The following is an 18356-nucleotide window of genomic DNA, read 5'->3' on the forward strand; positions in this document are numbered from 1 at the left end:
TTTTTTTATCCTACCTTTATATTGAAAATGGCATATTCAATATAAAGGTAGCTTTTCTAAATATGTACTCTTGATTAAAAACATTTATATTTAAAAAATAACAGGTAAAAGCCCCATTGGATAAACCTGTGGCAGCTTCCACATCAATGCCATAGAGTGAGCAAAAGTTTCGGCTCTCTGCTATTCCTTCCTTTGTATCAGGGATAAACGCATGAAATCCGCCTTTATTATGCAGCCTAGCATACTCCGTTATGGCATCAAAAACAGGCTTTAAAGCATACAGATTATTGTAGGGTTCCATCCCAAAGACCTGCGTAGTAGTTTTTGAAGAGGCTTGATAAACGTGCATAATCATCAAATGTTTTTCCTAGCTTAGGTTGATCGTTTTAACAATAAAAATCATTTAATATTCCTTTCTATAACGAAAAGGACTCGCACTTTTACTGACACAAAAGCACGAATCCTTTTTGATGAAAGCTAAATACCAGCCTCTATTTTGTATTGATTAAGATTGTTGCGTGAGCACGCCATCTTCCATACGATATACATGGTCACAGAACTGTAGCATTCGTTCATCATGGGTTACCATTATGGCAGCTTTATTACGTTCTTTTGCTTCTTTGGCAAGAAGCTTTACGACTTCAAGTGCCCGTTTAGAGTCAAGGCTAGCAGTTGGTTCATCGGCTAAAATCACTTTTGAGTTATTCATGAATGCGCGTGCAATCGCAACACGTTGACGCTCACCACCTGATAATTCATTCGGCATTTTTTTACATTTATCACTTAAGCCAAGCTCTGTAAGTAGTTGCTTTGCAAACTCTTTATCATCTTTTGTCACTTTACCACCCATTTTTTTCACCAGTAGTAATTGATCAAGTACATTTAAGTAAGGTACTAAGTTAGATGTTTGTAAAATGAAACCAAGCTCTTTTAAACGGAAACTTGCTAATTGTTTTGCTGAAAGATGAACAATATTCCTGCCGTTAATTTCTAGAGTACCCTCTGACATCTGTAATAGAGCGCCTGCAATTGAAAGTAGTGTACTTTTACCCGAACCTGATGGACCGATAATGGCTACTAGCTCCCCAGCTTCTACTTCAAGTGTTGCTTGCTTTAATGCTTGGACAGTGCTAGCGCCTTCTTTATAGCTTTTAGAAACATTTTGTAATGATAATAGCGCCATTTATTCCACTCTCCCTAATGCTGTTAATGGATCGATTTTAACGATTTGACGTACAGAAACAATTGAACTTAATAATGCAATAATTAATAAAACAATCGCATAGGTAATGATTAAGGTCGGTTCTAAGTCAAATGGCATACCCTCTAGTAAAATTTTAGCCGTTAAGTATGTGAAGACGATACCAATAACGATACCTAATACTGATAGAATCGCTACTTGTGCAACAATTGCTTTACCGATGAAACCATTGCTAGCGCCAATTGCTTTCATGACACCAAATTGTTGTGTCTTTTGCATTGTAATGACGTAGAAGAATACAGCAATAATGAATGCAGAGATAACGATACAAAAAGCAAGCATCATCATAATAGTGCCGTTTTCTTCTTTATAACCAGGCATACCGTTGATTGCTGTTTTCTTTGTAACCGTTTCAACATCTTTTACGGCTTTATCGATAGTAGATGGATCTTCTAAGTTTGGAGCCTTTAGGAAGAAAGCTTGTACAGCCTTGTCCGTATCATTGTCAGAGCCAGGAGCTGCATATTGAAAATCACGCCAGTTTTCCAGTACTGTGAAAATAGCAGGTAAGTGATTATAGGTTTCTCCTTTTACATAACCTACCACTTCTAATTTCATGTCAGAGTTTGCTACTAGTAAAATATCACCAATCTTGTAGCCTGCTTCTTTTAACGTATCGTTAATAACAACACCTTTTTTGTTGTCGTATGATAATTTTTCACCCTCGATTACCTCTGGCATAAAAAATGCGTCTGGCTCAACGCCTAAAAATGCGACATCTTCCTTCGAATCAGCATCTTTTGACTTTGTTTTGCCGACTGCTATTGTAGAAGCGCCAAACGCAGCGACTTTATCTACATTTTTTTGTTTTTCTAAATCATCTTGCAGATTTTCTGACAGGATCGATTTTGCGAATGTAGCCCCTGCTGTTTCTTCATAGACAACGTATTCTGCGTCGATATTTTTCAGTGTAGCGGCACTCAAAGTCGCTAAACCGTTGCCAAGTCCTGATAAAATGAACACGAGCCATGCGATTAAAATGATAATTGTGGTCATCATTACATAGCGGAACTTCGCATATTTTAATTCTTTTAGTGCTAAAAACATGATGTAGCCTCCATATTAGAAATAGAATTCATATGAGCAAAGATTGAATCCTGCTAAATATGAATTCTTTTTCATTATACACAAAAGTTACACCTGTGTAACTAAAATAAGTGACATACTTGTTACTTATTTTGAAATACCATGTAAAATAAGCAATTTGATCTCCTTTAAAAAGCTTTCTATAGGCATATTGAGATGGTTTGGCATGTCAATCAATTGAAAAATGAAGCTAAGTAAAATAAAGTTGTTACGATCTTCTGCAATTATCCCCTCTTCCTTCCCCTGTTTAATTACTTGTTGAAGTGGTATGTAAAGTCCACCATGCATGTTATTTAATACTTCCTTTTTTTGCTTCACAACCAGCGATACGTCATTAATTTGTGAGGCGAATCCTAAAATTTGATGTAGGTCGCGCATATCAAACATACGAACAAGTAAGTCCTCAAGCTGTTGTTCAAATGATTGCGAAAAATTAACATTTGAAAGGTTCTCGATGCTTTTTTCCATTTGCCAAACCATAAATTGAATAATAAGTTCTTCTTTATTTGGATATTGTTTATAAATTGCGGCCCTTGATACGCCGATACTTTGTGCAAGCAAGCTCATTGTAAACCCTTGATATCCAACAGATAGCAAAAGCTGATGCGTATGATGCCAAAGGTCTTGTTCAGAAAATTTTTTATCTCGTCCCATATGATACCTCCAATATTCTACAATGCTAACATTGAGACAAAAAAAAAGCGAGTAACCTTTAGCCATGTTTGATGTTTGAGAAGATGGCGTTTTTGTAACCCCAAAATCAATATTGTCAAATCTCCATAGGTATTTAAAATGTAAGAAAGTTGAAAGGAATGATTGCTAATGTTCGTTTCTCTTTACAAGTGTTTTCAACAATTTTAATAATTATCTTTGTCTTCATAATTTTTCGGGGGACATAGGATTCGATCACCTTCAAACTTTACAAAAAACTCCATTTCAAATCATCTGTGGTAAAAATAGAAATATACTGGTATATTATAGGTTATATTCTATTTATTTCATGAAGGATGGTGCGTTGATGGATAAAACACTGGAAGATTTACAAAAGGAAATGATTGTTGAAGTAAAAAAGGGATTTCCCATTTTACTTTCTGGTGCGGTTGTCTTTTTACTTTTTACTCTAATGCCCTTAGTTTTGCCAATCGAAGCGGTTCGTTTAAGTTGGATATTTGGCTTAGGTGCCATTTTCCCTATTGGTTTAGGCATTAGTAAAATTCTTGGGATTAATTTAAACGCTACTGGCAATCCTTTAGGGACGTTAGGAGGAATCGTTGCCGCTCCTCAAGCTTTTTACATACCTGTATTTATCATTGTGTATATGAACATACCTGAATATCTTCCCTTTACAATTGGTTTACTTGCAGGCTCTCATTTTCTGCCATACATATGGATTTATAAAAGTAAGGCTTATTTATTTGTGACTCTAGGCGTCTGCTTTTCTGCCCTGATTTTAGGTGGCTTCTTTGTTGATCAAGCCTTCACACTTGTACCTTTAGCCATTTCTATCGTGTATGGAGTGGGCGTTCTTTTAATTCTAAGAGAACTTAAAATCAATCCGATCTAATCACCTTCCTCTAGGTGATTTTTTTAATATTCCAGACCTCTTTTAATCTGAGAAAAAAGGATTCATTTCCTATCCTGTGCTTGCTCCTTTACAATAAACCTATTAATAAAAGAAAGGATGTATAGATGTGCTATTTCCATATCGTAATGATCTAAGGAAAACGTTAATACCTTACCTAAGGACACTTGATGAGGCGTTTTGGTTTAAGACATCTGATTTTTATCCAAATAATGTAGCATGGATTATTTCTCATTTATCAAGTAGCGAAGACTATTGGGTGAATGAAATTGGACTTAAAAATCCTTGTATATTAAACCTTCACGATGATTGTTCGCCTAAGGAAATACTAGATAGCTATATTCAAATTAGAAATTATACAGATGACATTCTACATACATTAGACGAATCGCAGCTCAATGAAATAGTCGAGGTGCCGAAGTTTTCCGATGGTTGGACGCCACCTTCCGTCCCTACACGTAACTGGTTGTTTCATCATGTTTACTCACATGAAGCTTACCATGTTGGGCAAATCTCTGTTATCGCGCATCTTAGTGGATTGCCAAAGCCTTTATTTTAATAAAAGGCAACGTAATGAAAGGAACAGCTTTTTAAATGGAGGAACAGTAATTTGAAAAAATTTCGTGGGAAAAGGCGTTATTTCCGTAACTTATGGCGACAAACAACCACAGAGCTATCTATTGTAGACATTGACGAAGAAGGTTGGTTTAATTTGTGGCACATTCACCTTGATTTTTACGGGTACGGCAATGATGGTTTAAAGATAAGAAGAGAGCACATCAAAGCACATATAGCCCTATATAACCGCTTATCAGAAAGGCTCTCGACATTGGGAAAACCTTATCAAATATGGATGGAGTTTGTAGAGGAGGATGCTGGTTTGGATTCAGTTAATATCCATACACCTAATCCGGCTGAGGATAATTTCCCACTAACAATAGCAAATGTAGATTGGAATTGCCCTGTCCCCAAATTCCTTAAGGATTTAATCAACTTGAATGAGTGGAGTGTAGGGCACTATAAGCAGGTATCCACTAACAGCTATTTCATCCAGTCTAAAAATGTAGGGTCGGAAACCATTGGTGGGTTTCCGACCCTTCCCTTTAATCCAGATATTCTTGAGCTAGTTGCTGATTTTTATAGATGGCCATACCCGTTTTCAATTTTCTAAAGCCCATTTTTGCATAAAACGGTTCATTCCCTGTTGTGGCGATTAACTGAATGCAGGATACCTCCCTTAACTGTGCGATCATATCCTCCAGAAGTAAACGAGCAATCCCTGTGCCTTGATAGGCTTGATGCACAATCACATCGTAAATGGCGGCATTAAAGACGCCATCTGACAAAGCTCTGGCAAAGCCCACTATTTTTCCATCTACCACAGCGAATACTTGATGTGTGCTTGCATCGAAAACTTGTTTGATAATCTGTTCATCATGTTTCATCCACCCAACAGATTGATAGACCTCCTTTATGATTGGCAAATCCTTCTCTTCCATCACATATTGAAGTATTACCATTTTCATCCCCCTCTTTTTGCTTTCATGAAATCTCCCTATGAAAACGATGTCTATTCTATTATACTAATAAAAAATGACTTGAGGATGGTGGGATTATTATGATGTTTGCTCCATTATTTGAACAGGACGTACCAGCACTTCTTCTTCCTTAACGGTAGAAGCGCTTTTTCTCCGTTAAGGGCATAGGTATCTATGAAAACGGAGGAAAAAAACATGAGAAATCTAATAATCGGTGCTATCTTTTTATCGCTTGCTGCGAGTATTTGGGGTGCCATGTATGTAGTTGTTAAAGTAGTGGTGGAGGTTGTGCCACCATTAGAGCTTGTTTGGATGCGCTATTTGATCGCGGTGATTGCACTTGGGATCATTGGGGTCATGATGAGGCAATCCTGGAAAATAGCTAAAAAAGATTGGCTGATCATTTTTCTTGTTGGCCTTATTGGGAACACGATTTCAATTGTGACACAGGAAATGGGCACAATGCTATCCACCGCGCAGATGGGGGCAATTATTACTGCTACAACCCCTGCTTTTATGGTTGTCTTCGCCCGTTTGATTTTAAAAGAAAGCATTACGCTGAAAAAATGCTTGTCTATCACTCTTGCCACGATTGGTGTCGGGATCGTTGTAGGCAATGGTCAAATCGATGTGACACAGCAATTAGGTGGACTCTATTTACTGCTTGCTGCCTTAACGTGGGCACTGATGTCGGTATTCGTCAAAAAGGTACCAAGCCATTACTCACAAATTGTTGTCACAACCTATACATCTATGATTGCCGTGATGTTATTGACCCCTTTTGTCCTTCCAAGGCTAAAGAATTTAGATCTGGCAAGTGTTTTACAACCGACCATTTCAGGAGGCTTGCTTTACTTAGGCATTATCTCAACAGCTGGTGGTTTTTTATTGTGGAATAAAGGGCTTCAACTAATGAATGCGTCTAGTGGCGGCTTATTTTTCTTCTTTCAACCAATTGTCGGCACATTTTTAGGCTGGCTCTTATTAGGAGAGACGATTGGGCTTTCCTTTTGGATAGGCTCCCTATTAATTTTTAGTGGTGTTTTTATTGTCCTTCGAGATGAATAAATGGAAGTGCGTTTCTATGTTAGATAGAAACGCACTTTTTATGTTGGCTCAGCTTATGGTCATTGAACGTCTTGTTGGCACATATATTGCCAATGCCTAAAGGAGCTGATATTCTGAACATCTTTTTAGATAACTTAAAGGATTTTACTTTATTAATTTTTTTACTTGCTAGTATGGTCTATTGTCGACAGCTAAAATTAACGAGGTGGCAACGAAAATTATCGATTGGTGAATGGAGCATGTACATCCTGCTCTCGATTGCCCTTCCCCTTTATGCAGTGCTTTATCTTGCTTTTCTTTTAGGAGCATAGGAAAATAAGACATCATAGGCTATTTTGGGGGGGATTTCATGTTTCAAACAATCGATCATTTTTTACAGTCTTGGGCATTTGAAGCCGCTGCTACGCAAAAATTACTTAATCATCTAACAGATGAATCACTACATCAGGCAATCACTCCGGAAAACTGGACTTTAGGACGGGTTGCTTGGCACACGGTTACTGCAATTCGAATTATTACCTCGAATTCGAATTTAGCGTTTGAAGCCCCAGCAAAGGATTTTCCAGTTCCTACCTCTGCTCAGTTCATTGCAGATGGCTATCACCAAGCGAGTGAAGCCTTTGTGGAAGCGATACAATCGCAATGGACTGACAAGACAATGACTGAAACGATTGAATTTATTGGTCAACAAATGCCCAATGGTTCCCTGTTATTATTTTTACTACAGCATCAAAGTCATCATCGCGGTCAAATGACGGTTCTGATGCGTCAGGCTGGTTTAACTGTTCCAGGTATTTATGGTCCAGCGAAAGAGGAATGGGCTCAGTTTGGGTTGGAAGCTCCTCAAATGTAGCTAAGCTTGTGCCAACTAATAAAGAGGTTGTCTATTTTAAGACAACCTCTTTTATTGATTAACTATAAAGATGCTAGCCAGTTATTCGTATCAGCGATGGTTGGGTTAGCGAGGTAATGTCCGCCTTCAATTTGTAATGTTTGGCCCGTCATAAATTTTGATTCGTCAGAGGCTAAAAATACAACTGCATGGCCAATATCATCCGCTTCCCCATGATATGGTAGCGCATTAAATTTCGCATAAATGGCCAGCATTTCTTCTGGCATATTGTTTTTTGCGGCAGGTGTTAATATGAGACCTGGTGCAACCGCATTACAACGGATATGATCCTTCCCAAATTGTGTGGCAATGTTTCTTGTCATATTCACCACACCTGCTTTTGTTGCCCCATAGGCTGTACGAATTTGGTCACTAGCGAATGCAGCCATGGATGCCGTATTAATAATTGAACCGCCGCCCGCTTTTTGCATATATGGAATGGCAAAACGACTTCCTAGTAATATGGATTTTAAATTCACATTGACTAAGCGGTCCCACTCATCTAAATCAATATTTAATATATCTAAATCTTTCTTCAGGTTAGTTAGCCCAACATTATTAAAGAGCACCGTTAATGAGCCGTATCGTTCTACAGTGAAGTTCACGGCCGCTTCAATGGAGGAAGCATCCCCTGCATCAAGGAAAACAGCTGCCGCCTCATACCCATCATTGACTAAAGTTGCTGCTGCTTCTTTAGCACCCTCTACATTAAAATCAGCAATGACTACTTTCGCGCCCTCTTTTGCTAACAAGCTAGCTGCTGATAAACCAATACCAGAAGCTCCACCTGTCACTAATGCCACTTTATTTTTTACTCGATCCATTTTCAATTCCTCCTTCAAATCACACGAAAAAGAGCAAATTAGCTCTCCTAACGTAAAATAGTTTAACATTAAACTATTTAATTTTAAACTAATAACCTTTAGCATTTTATAGCTCCACTGTGAACTTGTTGATTTTACAAAGATCGTGAAGATGGCATAAATGATTCACTAAACATTCTCTATGTCTATAACGTAGTTAAACAGCATATTTTCAGGAATAAAGATATCACCAATCAGAAAACACCCAATCTTTTCCTTCAAATAGCCAATTCGATAAAGTCACATGAAGTCGCAACATCTAGTTATTTTCCTTCATCTATACAATGAATAAGTTGTTATGCTATAATACTTTTGAAAACCTCAAAGGGTATCAACCAATTCTGACTACAGTGATGCATATCGCTGTAGTTTTTTCTATGCTATAATTTCCTTAAACTTACATTATGAGGTGAGAATATGGAAACAAATACATATAGTTGTAAAGCCTGTGGCGGGCAATCTTTTTCTGAAGGAAAATTAGATGGCTATGCTGCTTTAAGACCCATGAATACCATCTTTTCCTCAGGTTCACCCCTTATTTTCACTGTCTGTACGCAATGTGGAGAAATTGCCTCTATTAAAGCCACAAAACCCGAAAAGTTCAAATAAAAAACAAGAGAGCATCATTTCAATAAATGAAATTTGCTCTCTTGCTTTATGTTTCTTTATTATTCTTTTTTCCCCATTGATACGGCTTTTTGGACCAATTCCACATCCAAACAAAGAAATAGATGAAGACCATTGTGATGACCATCATCGTCACATTTTCTCCCCATGCAATCGACTCATGCTTCCTCCATTGATTCACCGTTCTAACAATGAAGTATAAAAAAGGATAAATAAAATAACCTACTTGATCCCGTCTCATCTAAACACGCCTCCTTTTAGAAAAGATGAATTTCTCTACTCACCAATCATTGTCGCAAGCTTCATCATCGTTTTCCAATTGCGAACTGTAGCAGGCACCTCTAGCTTATGCAGTTGTTGACTAAGCTTGGCATTGCGAATGCTATCGTAAAATAAAAGATAGACATCTCTCCCCTTGATCATGCAACGCTCTTTTTCACTTGCATATTGTAATAACTTAGCACCGTTCTCTTCAGTTGGAACTGTTGGAAGTAGTGCAACATGGAGACTTTCCCCTGTAGCTACAGCTCTTGCATCTGCTAAGTCTTGATCTGAAAAAGGACAATTGTTCACAATAGAGCAAAATTCTTCAGCTGTACGAACGATTACTGTACTCGTGATAGTGAAGGTAGTTTGAATGGTCTCTTGAATTTGCTGTTGTAAAAGTTCTTCTGATTCACTCGATTCAAACAGGATATTGCCACTTTGAATATAGGTCCGAATATTTTGGAGTCCTAATGGTTGCAACGCGTCTCTCAATTCAGCCATTTTTAATTTATTGTGCCCACCTACATTAATACCTCTTAAAAGTGCTACGTATTTAGTCATTCGCTTCCACCTTTCCTGTTATTTATAGTATAGCAAGAGTTAGGGAATAATAGGAAAAAACTGCACCCTTTGACGGAAGGTGCAGCTTGATTGGCTATACTAATTGGTGGATGTCGTCTAGTAAACGATCCACATTTTCTTTGGTCGTAGCCCAGCTTGTGCAAAAGCGCACAACTGTATGAGTATCATCGTATGCTTCCCAAATGGAGAAGGAATATTTTTCTTCTAACGTTGGAAGTAGATGGTTTGGTAAAATTGGAAATTGCTGATTCGTTTTTGAATCATAGCGCATTGCGAAGCCTTTATCGAGAAATGCCTGTCGTATCAGCATTGCCATATCTACCGCATGATGCGAAATATCCATATAGAGCGTATCTTCAAATAGCGTTTCGAACTGAATGCCTAATAATCGACCTTTGGCAAGCAGCCCTCCTCTTTGCTTGATCATGTAGCGGAAATCCCTTTGGTACGCAGGATTAACAATCACGACTGCTTCGCCAAACAATGCACCCATTTTAGTGCCACCAATATAAAATACATCACAAAGCTTAGCGATATCAGCGAGTGATAAATCACTGTCTTGTGCCACTAGACCATAGCCTAAACGAGCACCATCGATAAACAGTGGTAGGTCACAGTCTCGGCAAACTTCACGTAAGGCTGTTAATTCTGCCTTACTATAGGTCGTGCCATTTTCTGTAGGGTGAGATATGTACACTAAGCCTGGCTGCACCATATGCTCATGTGTGCTATCCAGCCAGTGCGCATCATAGCAGGCTTTCACCTGTGCCGCAGTTAGTTTGCCATCATCGCTAGGCAATGTCAGCACCTTATGACCAGTTGCCTCAATAGCTCCTGTTTCATGTACCGCAATATGACCTGTACTAGCAGTAATGACGCCCTGATGAGGACGCAAAATAGACGCTATCACGGTCGTATTCGTTTGTGTCCCCCCCACTAAAAAGTGAATGTCTGCCTGCTCCGCTGCAATCGCTTTTTTAATAGACGCTCTTGCTTTTTCGGAATGCTCATCCATACCATACCCAGGAGATTGTTCTTCATTTGTAGCCACTAACCGCTGCAAAATTTGTGGATGGGCACCTTCTGCATAATCATTTTCGAATCGAATCATATCAACTACTACCTCCAAATTCTCTCTATCTATTCCTCTATCTTACGCCTGTTGCTTCATTTTCGCTATATCTTAAAGAACAGTTCACAATTTCTCTAGTAACAATAGTTACTAGTGGTGAGGTGATGAAATTTTACATATGTACTTCGGAAGAGATCGGTGCAAAACAGACCTCCTCCGCTTTTGATCACGTTATAAAAATTTGCTCTTAGTTCGATTACTTTGAATTCTCATAAGCCAATTTACTAGCAATATCTCCATAATTCAGAATGGGCCACCTTCATTCCCCACCGGAGCCACAGGATGAGTCACTCGTAGTAGCACTAGAATCAGCACACTGTTGGCTGTCCTGGGAGGAAAGATATGCATCATTAGTTGAAAATTCGTTAGTGGAATGGATATGGTGATTGTGCTCATTTGATTTGCTGTGATTTTTATTTGCATTACTGACGATGCCTATGACAACGACAACTCCAACAAATACGATAAATAAAATCATTTATTCCAGCTCCTTTCATTCATTCTATAAATTGTAACATTAAATCAACGCTCGGTAGTACAGTTCTATGTAAAAGTGGCAATAGATAAATTAACACCACAATCGGAAATGATTGTGGTGTTTACGTTATGATTGCGATTTGCGTGTGGCAGATTTTTTTGAACGATTTCCTTCGCTCGAATTTTTCTTTTGCTCTTGTGTTAAAGCATTTTCTTCGCGCACATCTAAATCATCTGGACTTAAATCTGTCGCTAATTCCGCCAACTCTGACTGACGTTTATATTGCTTGCCCTTTGTCAAAATGATCACCTCCAAGTAGTATTACATTGCCCTATTTGGTTTGATCTATTCCCGCGACGGTATGAAATGATTATTTCTAGCTAAACTAATTGCACCATCTGCTGGTTCAAAAGATGGTGATAAGCTTGTAAATCTTGCTCATATAAACGCTGATAGGTCGCTAGGCTATGCTGTTTGATATAGTCAAAGTCCTTTTCAGGAACTAAGTGATGTGTATGGTTAAGCATCCATGCATTTTCCCAAGCCGTTTGCTCAAATTGAATATTCATTTCATGTTCTTCAATCAGCATGGCTAGTAGTTGTTCCTGACGATATATTTCTTTTAAGGCATGTTGCTTTTTCATCGTAAAGATTTCAATTGTACGTGGAAGTGACGCCTGTAATGCTTGTCGATCCACTGCATGACCTAGCTCATGAAGGGTCATTGTTTTGACATAAATTTCAAGTGAAGTTGGAAGCATTAGTTCATTTCTTGCCTCTACTAATCGTTTCGCATCAAATCCTACATAATCCCCAATAAAGTTATAGCTCATATTAATACCTGAATCATCTTGTTTTATCTTGACCGTCATGTTCACAGCCTGCACGACGGATTGAATTACCTGAAATAGTTCTTTATCTTTAAGTTGTGTCATTCTCTCTATCCTCATTTCCTCTAAAAACAAATAGAAGCGGATTAAATATATACTACAATTAGGAGAAATTCAACAAATTTATCCTGTGGATTGAGAGGAACTTAACAACAAAAAAGGCGCCTGTAGTTTAAAACTACAAACGCCCTGTGTGTGAAGGGTTTCAAGCTATTTAAAAGTGATTAGTTATTATTGTTATTTCGACGATTTTGATTGCCGTTGGAGTTGTTACTACGCTGTTTACTGCGTGCTTCTCCACCTTTACGTCCTATTTCTTCATAAAAATCGTCGTCGTGCTTTTCAGAGGTAGCTTCTCCGCCTTTGCGGCCAATTTCTTCATAAAATTCTTCGCCGTGGTTTTCTGCCGTAGCTTCTCCACCTTTGCGGCCAATTTCTTGATAAAATTCATGTCCATGATTTTTAGACGTAGCCTCGCCGCCTTTACGTCCTATTTCTTCATAAAAATCACGGTCATGATTTTTGGAGGTAGCTTCTCCGCCTTTACGTCCCGCTTCTTCGACAGTCATGTTTTCATTGTTGTTTCTGTTGCGATTGTTTTGCTTGTTAGCCATTTCTATTCCTCCTAAATATTTTTTTGAGCTTTTTACTAGCTCGCTATTTATATTCCCAGTCAAAACACATCTAAACATATTTTTTTAAAAAATTGATTTTCTTATTGTAATAGAATACTGTTAGGAGCTGATTGTTAACAAGCCCATCAATCATATACATGTACCCTTTCCAATATAATACTAATCTATAGTATGTCATCGATGATGAAAGAAGGGTGATGGAAAAATGACGACGCTCACAAAGCCATCTATTGGTTTAACACAATTTACAGACTTCACAATGAAGGGAAGTGCAGCAAAAACAAAATTTGTGAAGGATATCAAATATCAGGGAGAGTACCATCCAATAAAAGATTATTGGAAAGCCTTGCGTGATGGATTAAAAAAATACCATGAGCAGCGTTTTAATGATACCTATTTACTCGACATCGTGGATAATGCCCTTCCTGCACGCCAGAAAAATTACCAAGAAGCCGTTAAAGCCTATATAAAATTCTTAAAAAATAAAAACGTTCAGTGGTTTGAACCAGGTAAGGCAAATTGGTATTGTGACGATTTAATTGTGCGTTCCAATCCTGAGCTCGGTTTAATCATTGACGATGTGCCCTATTTAATTAAGCTGTATTTTAAAGGAAAAAATGAGCGCATCGATAAACATAAATGTCGATCTGCCCTCACTCTTCTAAAAGACTCCCACTATACGATTGAACATCCAGACTCTGTTAAACATGCCATTTTAAACGTGCAAAAAGGTCGCTTGATTACAGATGATGATTCAACAGACTATCATCAAATTGCCCTCGAATCGGATGCAGCTCAATTTATGTTTATTTGGAATAGGCTCTAGCTAAAATGTGGATTTGGAAAATACCAAATCCACATCTTCATTTCATATAATAGTATTTTTTCTATTCTAAAAAAATAGATGACATTACAGATTTTTCTCTTTTCTATTTGCTAGGAATAATTTTATTTTGTCGGCAAACCCAAACCAAGCTGGAATAAAAATTGGCATCATCATAAACGTCAAGATCACTAATCCAATAATGACTGCCATCGCTACCTGAATCAGCGTAATAACGCCAGATGGCATTAATGCAGCAAAGGTGCCACCTAAAATAACAGCCGCTGCTAAAATAATGCTTCCCATCTGTAGGCTTGTCGGAATAATTTCCTTCAGTCCTGCTTGTGCTGTCTCGTTATAGCGCATCATCAAGAAAATTGAGTAATCCACACCAAGTGAGACAATCATAATGTACGTAAAGAACGGTACATTCCAGCTAAGCATGTCATAATCTAGCAGCTGTTTCGCTATCATTTCAGTTATACCAAGGCTGGAAAATGTCGCGATTAATAAGCTGGCATTAATAATAAGTGTTTGTAAAAAGGAGCGTGTGATTAACCATAAAATCACGCTAATGCCGGCAAGCATCAGTACTGCACTTCGTATAAAGTCAGCTGAAGAAATTTCTTGTAAATCGATATTACTCATTGTTTTACCTGTTAAATAGACGTTTGCTTGCTGCAATAACGAACTTTCCACATAGCTGTCTACTCGATGCTTGATGTCACGCATAATCGTCATAGCTTCTTCCTTATAGGGATTGACATCCAGAATAATCATGAAGGTTGCGGCATGACGATCATCGGTCATATAGGCATTTAAGCTTTCCTGGAACTCACCCTGTAACACCTCTGCTGGTATAAAGAATGTCCCTGTTTCTTTGTTTGACAATTCATGTAAATAGCTATTTGCATCATCTAATCCTGCGTAGATATCTTCTAGCCCTTCTGCTCCTTCGCCTAATCCATTGCGCAGTTCCACCATGCTATCCTGTAGACTAATTAATTGTTGCTGTAATTGCTGTTGACCTGCTTTTACCTCAGCTAATCCATTGGTTAAATTGTGTGAACCAGTCGTTATTTGATTGGCTCCTTGTGCTGCTGTCCCTATTCCTTGGGATAAATCATTGACACCATTTTTTAGAGTACGAGCGCCTGCTTTTAAAGTCACAATGGCTGATTGAGCATTACCTAAGGAAGTATTGGCTTGCCCAAAAGTCTGTGTTAATTGATTAAAATGGGCTGAAAGTGATACAGCATCTAATGCATTTAACGAACTTAGTCCCTGCTGAGCAGTCCTTATAGTTGTTTGGATGTTGTCATCTTCTGCTGCTTCCGGGTTTGCTTGGACATACGCATTCATGGCCCCTAAAATACCTTCAAACGCTTGTTTAGAGGACGTGATTAGCTGCTCGATTTGAGAAAAAACGGAACGATATTGTTGAAAGCCCGTATCAATTTGTTGATAGGAGGTTTGTAATTGATTGAGCCCTTGCTGAAGCTCCCCAAGTCCCGCTTCTAGGGATACTGTCCCGTCTATTAAATCGGTAGAACCATTTGTTGCATTGTCTAAGCCATTCGTTAATCCCTGTAAAGCATTCGTTAAATCACTAGCCCCATTCTGTAATTGTATGGTGCCATTAATTAAATTTTGGACACCACTGACATCTTGTTCTTTCGATAATTGATTGGTGGCATCCTGTAGTCCTTCTTGAATGGAACTGACACCCTCCTGTGCTTCTCCTAAGCCCCCCTGTAGTGTATTTGCTTGTTCATTCACATAAAGATCAGCAATACGCTCCCCCTCTGGACGTGTCGGAGAATAGACTTTCGCTACACCAGGTGTATTCGCAATAATGCCAGTTAATTCATCTAATGCACGTAAATAATCAGTGCTTGCGAGCGATTCATTTTGTTGGATGACAAGTGTGGCGGGCGCACTCATACCAGGCTCATAATGTTTTTCAATCAAACTAATTGCCTGCTTCGATTCATATTTGTCATCGATTTCTACTAAATCATTATAATTAAGCTCTCCTGAATAGTGATAAATAAATGGTACAGTGAGGATACAGGCAAAGATAATGCCAACGATAGGTCTTGCAAAGGCGTTTTTTGCTAAAAAACCCCACAGCTTATTTTCAGTATGCTCTGATATAACCTTACTTGGCCAAAACAGCTTAAAGCCAAGCAATGCCATAAAGAATGGGTTTAATGTCATCAAAACCGCCAATAAGATACAAATGCCAATCGCGATTCCACTAACACTTTGATACAAGGTAAATTTTGAAAAATACAACACCGTAAAGCCTATTAACACAGATGAACTGCTTAGTAATACGGTTTTGCCTGCGGTTCTGTAGGTGTTTTGTATCGCCTTTAAGACATGATTTGTTTTAGCCAATTCCTCTTTAAAGCGAGTAAACAAAAGAATATTGTAGTCTGTACCAATCCCAAATAATATGACAACTAAAAATACTTGTGTAAAGTTAGAAAACGGAAAATCCCAATAATTAGTAAGTAAGGCGATGATGGATAATGATACAGCATAAGCCACCCCTACTGTTAAAAGCGAGATCAATGGAATGATCGGTGAACGGAAAATAATCACTAATATGGCAATGATAAAGACAATAGCAATGATTTCAGTCTTTTTCACACCATCTTGGGTTGTGGCAGAGAAATCATCCATCACAATATCGGCTCCTGTTACATATGTATCCATTGGTAAATTTTTTACTTCCGCCCTTAATAGCGCTGCTGCTTCACTGGCTGTACCGATCTTTCTATCGATTGACAATTGTGCCATGACGGTTGTATGGTCTTTACTAACCAATTGATTCGCCGCCTGCTCACTGTCTGTATGGAAGAGCGCATTTGTGATAAGAAGCTTATTTGTGTTTAAATGATGAAGGACCCCTTCGATTGCCAAATAATCAGTAGCTGTTAAACCCTTTTCTTGATGAAATACATAGACAAACGAATAGGTATCCTTCCCTTCGTTTTGAATATCGTTTAACAGCTCTGTGCCAATGACACTCTCTAAGTCACTAGGCAATGTGATTTGTCCTTTATCTAGTACAAGTTTTTCAAGATTAGGCATTATCATCAGCATCACGATAACTGTTATCACCCAAAAAACAGGACTCAATATCCATGACTTTTTCATGCTTTTCTTCCTTTCCAATTAGAACTGACTATACTGTATATCAAGAAAGGAAGAGCAAGATATAGACAGATAACGTGATCTGTATAAATTCAGACAAAAATGCAAAATTGTAAAAAAGGTGATCTGTATGAAAAAAAGTGAAAAAACAAAAAGGCAATTAGCCAGTGTCTTAAAAGAATTAATGGTACTCAAGCCATTAGAAAAGATATCCATACAGGAAGTCATGGAGAAAGCACAATTAAATCGACAGACGTTTTACTATCACTTTGAGGATATTTATGATTTATTGAAGTGGACACTAGAGCGAGAGGCAATTGAGTTACTGGATGATTATAAGGATGAAAGCCTTTGGCAAGAAGGCTATCGAGATATATTATTGTACTTAGAAAAAAATCGAGCGTTTGCACTAAATGCTATTAACTCCATGGGCCATGAGCATTTTAATCGCTTTTTTCATCAAGAAATATATAGCATTATTGAAGACTTTGTGAAGCAAATTGCGGAAATGTGTCAAGAGGTAGAGAAAAAATATATGAGTTTTGTGACCCATTTTTTCACTGTATCCATTACGGCTGTTACCATTAGCTGGCTACAGGGCGAGCTTGATTTTTCCGTTGAAGAGCTTATTCAAATGGTGGATCGGTTCTTAAGCGACCACTTAGAAGGAACTAAAACGCTATATGGTGTAAATAATACTAGCTGTCTCAAGGCAATCGATATTTAAAGAAAAGGAAGTGCTATTATGAATGCTGAATTGGTGATGCAGGAGCTAGAGGCTCTTGGCAAAGAACGGACGAAAAAAATGTATATGTCAAATGGCGCCCATGAGCCGTTATTTGGTGTGGCAACAGGTGCCATGAAGCCTATTGCGAAGAAAATTAAAATAGATCAGAGTCTTGCAGAAGAGCTTTATGCTACGGGCAACTATGATGCGATGTACTTTGCTGGCATCATAGCAGATCCAAAAGCCATGACTGTGGAAGATTTTAATCGATGGATGGAGGCAGCTTATTTTTATATGCTGTCGGATTATGTAGTAGCGGTTACTTTAGCAGAGGCACCGATTGCTCAGGAGGTGGCGGATGCGTGGATTGCCAGTGGTGAGGAACTGAAAATGTCTGCGGGCTGGAGCTGCTATTGCTGGCTATTAGGGAATCGCAAGGATAGCGAATTTTCCGAGAGCAAGCTGGCTAACATGCTGGATGTCGTGAAAAATACCATCCACGACGTACCCGAACGTACAAAATCGGCCATGAATAATTTTTTATACACAGTGGCTATTTCCTATGTGCCGCTCCACGAACAAGCAGTAGCAACCGCACAAGCGATTGGTCCTGTAGAAATGAAGCGAGACAACAAGAAAAGCACACAGCTAAATGCTTATGAAACAATTCAAAAGGAAATAGAGCGAGGCAGAATTGGCTTTAAACGTAAATATGTAAGATGTTAATCATCCCACTTAAA

The 18356-nt window shown here is 38.4% G+C and carries 24 protein-coding genes; 10 read left to right on the top strand and 14 right to left on the bottom strand.

Annotation, left to right across the window (positions count from 1 at the left end; all coding sequences use genetic code 11):
• Positions 1–16: 16 nt before the first annotated feature.
• The 4 genes from QH639_RS12230 to QH639_RS12245 all read right to left on the bottom strand — a co-directional run bounded on the left by QH639_RS12230 (position 17) and on the right by QH639_RS12245 (position 3001).
• The gene (locus tag QH639_RS12230; RefSeq protein ID WP_281116119.1) at positions 17–355 is read right to left on the bottom strand and encodes a hypothetical protein; all 339 of its coding nucleotides are present in this window, start codon (positions 353–355) and stop codon (positions 17–19) included.
• A gap of 150 nt (positions 356–505) precedes the next feature.
• The gene (locus QH639_RS12235; protein ID WP_281116120.1) at positions 506–1183 is read right to left on the bottom strand and encodes an ABC transporter ATP-binding protein; all 678 of its coding nucleotides are present in this window, start codon (positions 1181–1183) and stop codon (positions 506–508) included.
• On the bottom strand, positions 1184–2308 hold the full coding sequence (locus QH639_RS12240; RefSeq protein ID WP_281116121.1) for an ABC transporter permease: 1125 nt from the start codon (positions 2306–2308) through the stop codon (positions 1184–1186).
• A 126-nt stretch (positions 2309–2434) separates the two neighbouring features.
• Positions 2435–3001, bottom strand: a complete 567-nt coding sequence (locus QH639_RS12245) for a TetR/AcrR family transcriptional regulator (protein ID WP_048393822.1) — start codon at positions 2999–3001, stop codon at positions 2435–2437.
• Between the two features lie 364 nt (positions 3002–3365).
• Between QH639_RS12245 and QH639_RS12250 the strand changes: the two genes are divergently transcribed.
• The 3 genes from QH639_RS12250 to QH639_RS12260 all read left to right on the top strand — a co-directional run bounded on the left by QH639_RS12250 (position 3366) and on the right by QH639_RS12260 (position 5100).
• Positions 3366–3911: a DUF7010 family protein gene (locus tag QH639_RS12250; protein ID WP_131519983.1), complete on the top strand. Its 546-nt coding sequence runs from the start codon at positions 3366–3368 to the stop codon at positions 3909–3911.
• A gap of 127 nt (positions 3912–4038) precedes the next feature.
• Positions 4039–4488 (top strand): DinB family protein, encoded by a 450-nt coding sequence (locus tag QH639_RS12255; RefSeq protein WP_281116122.1) that lies wholly within the window; start codon positions 4039–4041, stop codon positions 4486–4488.
• A 51-nt stretch (positions 4489–4539) separates the two neighbouring features.
• Positions 4540–5100, top strand: a complete 561-nt coding sequence (locus tag QH639_RS12260) for a hypothetical protein (RefSeq protein ID WP_281116123.1) — start codon at positions 4540–4542, stop codon at positions 5098–5100.
• Here QH639_RS12260 and QH639_RS12265 read toward each other — a convergent pair.
• Positions 5033–5449 carry a GNAT family N-acetyltransferase gene (locus tag QH639_RS12265; protein WP_281116124.1) on the bottom strand — a complete coding sequence of 139 codons (417 nt, stop codon included), beginning with the start codon at positions 5447–5449 and terminating at the stop codon, positions 5033–5035. The two genes, QH639_RS12260 and QH639_RS12265, sit on opposite strands and share 68 nt — an antisense overlap.
• A 213-nt stretch (positions 5450–5662) precedes the next feature.
• Between QH639_RS12265 and QH639_RS12270 the strand changes: the two genes are divergently transcribed.
• The 3 genes from QH639_RS12270 to QH639_RS12280 all read left to right on the top strand — a co-directional run bounded on the left by QH639_RS12270 (position 5663) and on the right by QH639_RS12280 (position 7388).
• The gene (locus tag QH639_RS12270; protein WP_131519980.1) at positions 5663–6535 is read left to right on the top strand and encodes a DMT family transporter; all 873 of its coding nucleotides are present in this window, start codon (positions 5663–5665) and stop codon (positions 6533–6535) included.
• Positions 6536–6627: 92 nt separating this feature from the next.
• Complete coding sequence (locus QH639_RS12275) at positions 6628–6846, top strand: hypothetical protein (protein ID WP_281116197.1); 219 nt, start codon at positions 6628–6630, stop codon at positions 6844–6846.
• Between the two features lie 38 nt (positions 6847–6884).
• Positions 6885–7388: a DinB family protein gene (locus QH639_RS12280; protein ID WP_048393832.1), complete on the top strand. Its 504-nt coding sequence runs from the start codon at positions 6885–6887 to the stop codon at positions 7386–7388.
• 62 nt (positions 7389–7450) lie between these two features.
• Here QH639_RS12280 and QH639_RS12285 read toward each other — a convergent pair whose 3' ends face one another.
• On the bottom strand, positions 7451–8251 hold the full coding sequence (locus QH639_RS12285; protein ID WP_281116125.1) for an SDR family NAD(P)-dependent oxidoreductase: 801 nt from the start codon (positions 8249–8251) through the stop codon (positions 7451–7453).
• 456 nt (positions 8252–8707) lie between these two features.
• Between QH639_RS12285 and QH639_RS12290 the strand changes: the two genes are divergently transcribed.
• Positions 8708–8899, top strand: coding sequence for a hypothetical protein (locus QH639_RS12290; protein ID WP_131519977.1), 192 nt, complete (start codon positions 8708–8710; stop codon positions 8897–8899).
• 46 nt (positions 8900–8945) lie between these two features.
• On the opposite strand, the gene QH639_RS12295 is transcribed toward QH639_RS12290, so the two are convergent.
• The 7 genes from QH639_RS12295 to QH639_RS12325 form a co-directional block, all read right to left on the bottom strand.
• Complete coding sequence (locus tag QH639_RS12295) at positions 8946–9158, bottom strand: hypothetical protein (RefSeq protein WP_281116126.1); 213 nt, start codon at positions 9156–9158, stop codon at positions 8946–8948.
• Between the two features lie 35 nt (positions 9159–9193).
• Positions 9194–9745, bottom strand: a complete 552-nt coding sequence (locus QH639_RS12300; protein WP_281116127.1) for a DUF1697 domain-containing protein — start codon at positions 9743–9745, stop codon at positions 9194–9196.
• Between the two features lie 94 nt (positions 9746–9839).
• Complete coding sequence (locus tag QH639_RS12305; RefSeq protein WP_281116128.1) at positions 9840–10877, bottom strand: threonine aldolase family protein; 1038 nt, start codon at positions 10875–10877, stop codon at positions 9840–9842.
• 280 nt (positions 10878–11157) lie between these two features.
• The gene (locus QH639_RS12310) at positions 11158–11376 is read right to left on the bottom strand and encodes a hypothetical protein (protein ID WP_054549407.1); all 219 of its coding nucleotides are present in this window, start codon (positions 11374–11376) and stop codon (positions 11158–11160) included.
• A gap of 126 nt (positions 11377–11502) precedes the next feature.
• Entirely contained in the window at positions 11503–11685 is a 183-nt protein-coding gene (locus QH639_RS12315; protein WP_227744851.1) for a hypothetical protein, read from the bottom strand.
• Positions 11686–11756: 71 nt separating this feature from the next.
• Positions 11757–12311, bottom strand: a complete 555-nt coding sequence (locus QH639_RS12320; RefSeq protein WP_112117949.1) for an integrase — start codon at positions 12309–12311, stop codon at positions 11757–11759.
• Positions 12312–12490: 179 nt separating this feature from the next.
• On the bottom strand, positions 12491–12880 hold the full coding sequence (locus QH639_RS12325) for a KGG domain-containing protein (protein ID WP_131519972.1): 390 nt from the start codon (positions 12878–12880) through the stop codon (positions 12491–12493).
• A 226-nt stretch (positions 12881–13106) separates the two neighbouring features.
• Between QH639_RS12325 and QH639_RS12330 the strand changes: the two genes are divergently transcribed.
• On the top strand, positions 13107–13727 hold the full coding sequence (locus tag QH639_RS12330) for a hypothetical protein (protein ID WP_281116130.1): 621 nt from the start codon (positions 13107–13109) through the stop codon (positions 13725–13727).
• An 84-nt stretch (positions 13728–13811) separates the two neighbouring features.
• Here QH639_RS12330 and QH639_RS12335 read toward each other — a convergent pair whose 3' ends face one another.
• Positions 13812–16892, bottom strand: a complete 3081-nt coding sequence (locus tag QH639_RS12335) for an MMPL family transporter (RefSeq protein ID WP_281116133.1) — start codon at positions 16890–16892, stop codon at positions 13812–13814.
• Between the two features lie 127 nt (positions 16893–17019).
• Between QH639_RS12335 and QH639_RS12340 the strand changes: the two genes are divergently transcribed.
• Together QH639_RS12340 and QH639_RS12345 are read left to right on the top strand one after the other, a co-directional pair.
• The gene (locus QH639_RS12340; protein WP_131519969.1) at positions 17020–17616 is read left to right on the top strand and encodes a TetR/AcrR family transcriptional regulator C-terminal domain-containing protein; all 597 of its coding nucleotides are present in this window, start codon (positions 17020–17022) and stop codon (positions 17614–17616) included.
• Between the two features lie 18 nt (positions 17617–17634).
• Positions 17635–18342: a DNA alkylation repair protein gene (locus tag QH639_RS12345; protein ID WP_131519968.1), complete on the top strand. Its 708-nt coding sequence runs from the start codon at positions 17635–17637 to the stop codon at positions 18340–18342.
• Positions 18343–18356: the final 14 nt, after the last annotated feature.

Source organism: Lysinibacillus sp. 1 U-2021, from assembly GCF_029916965.1.
GTDB classification, from domain to species: domain Bacteria; phylum Bacillota; class Bacilli; order Bacillales_A; family Planococcaceae; genus Lysinibacillus; species Lysinibacillus capsici.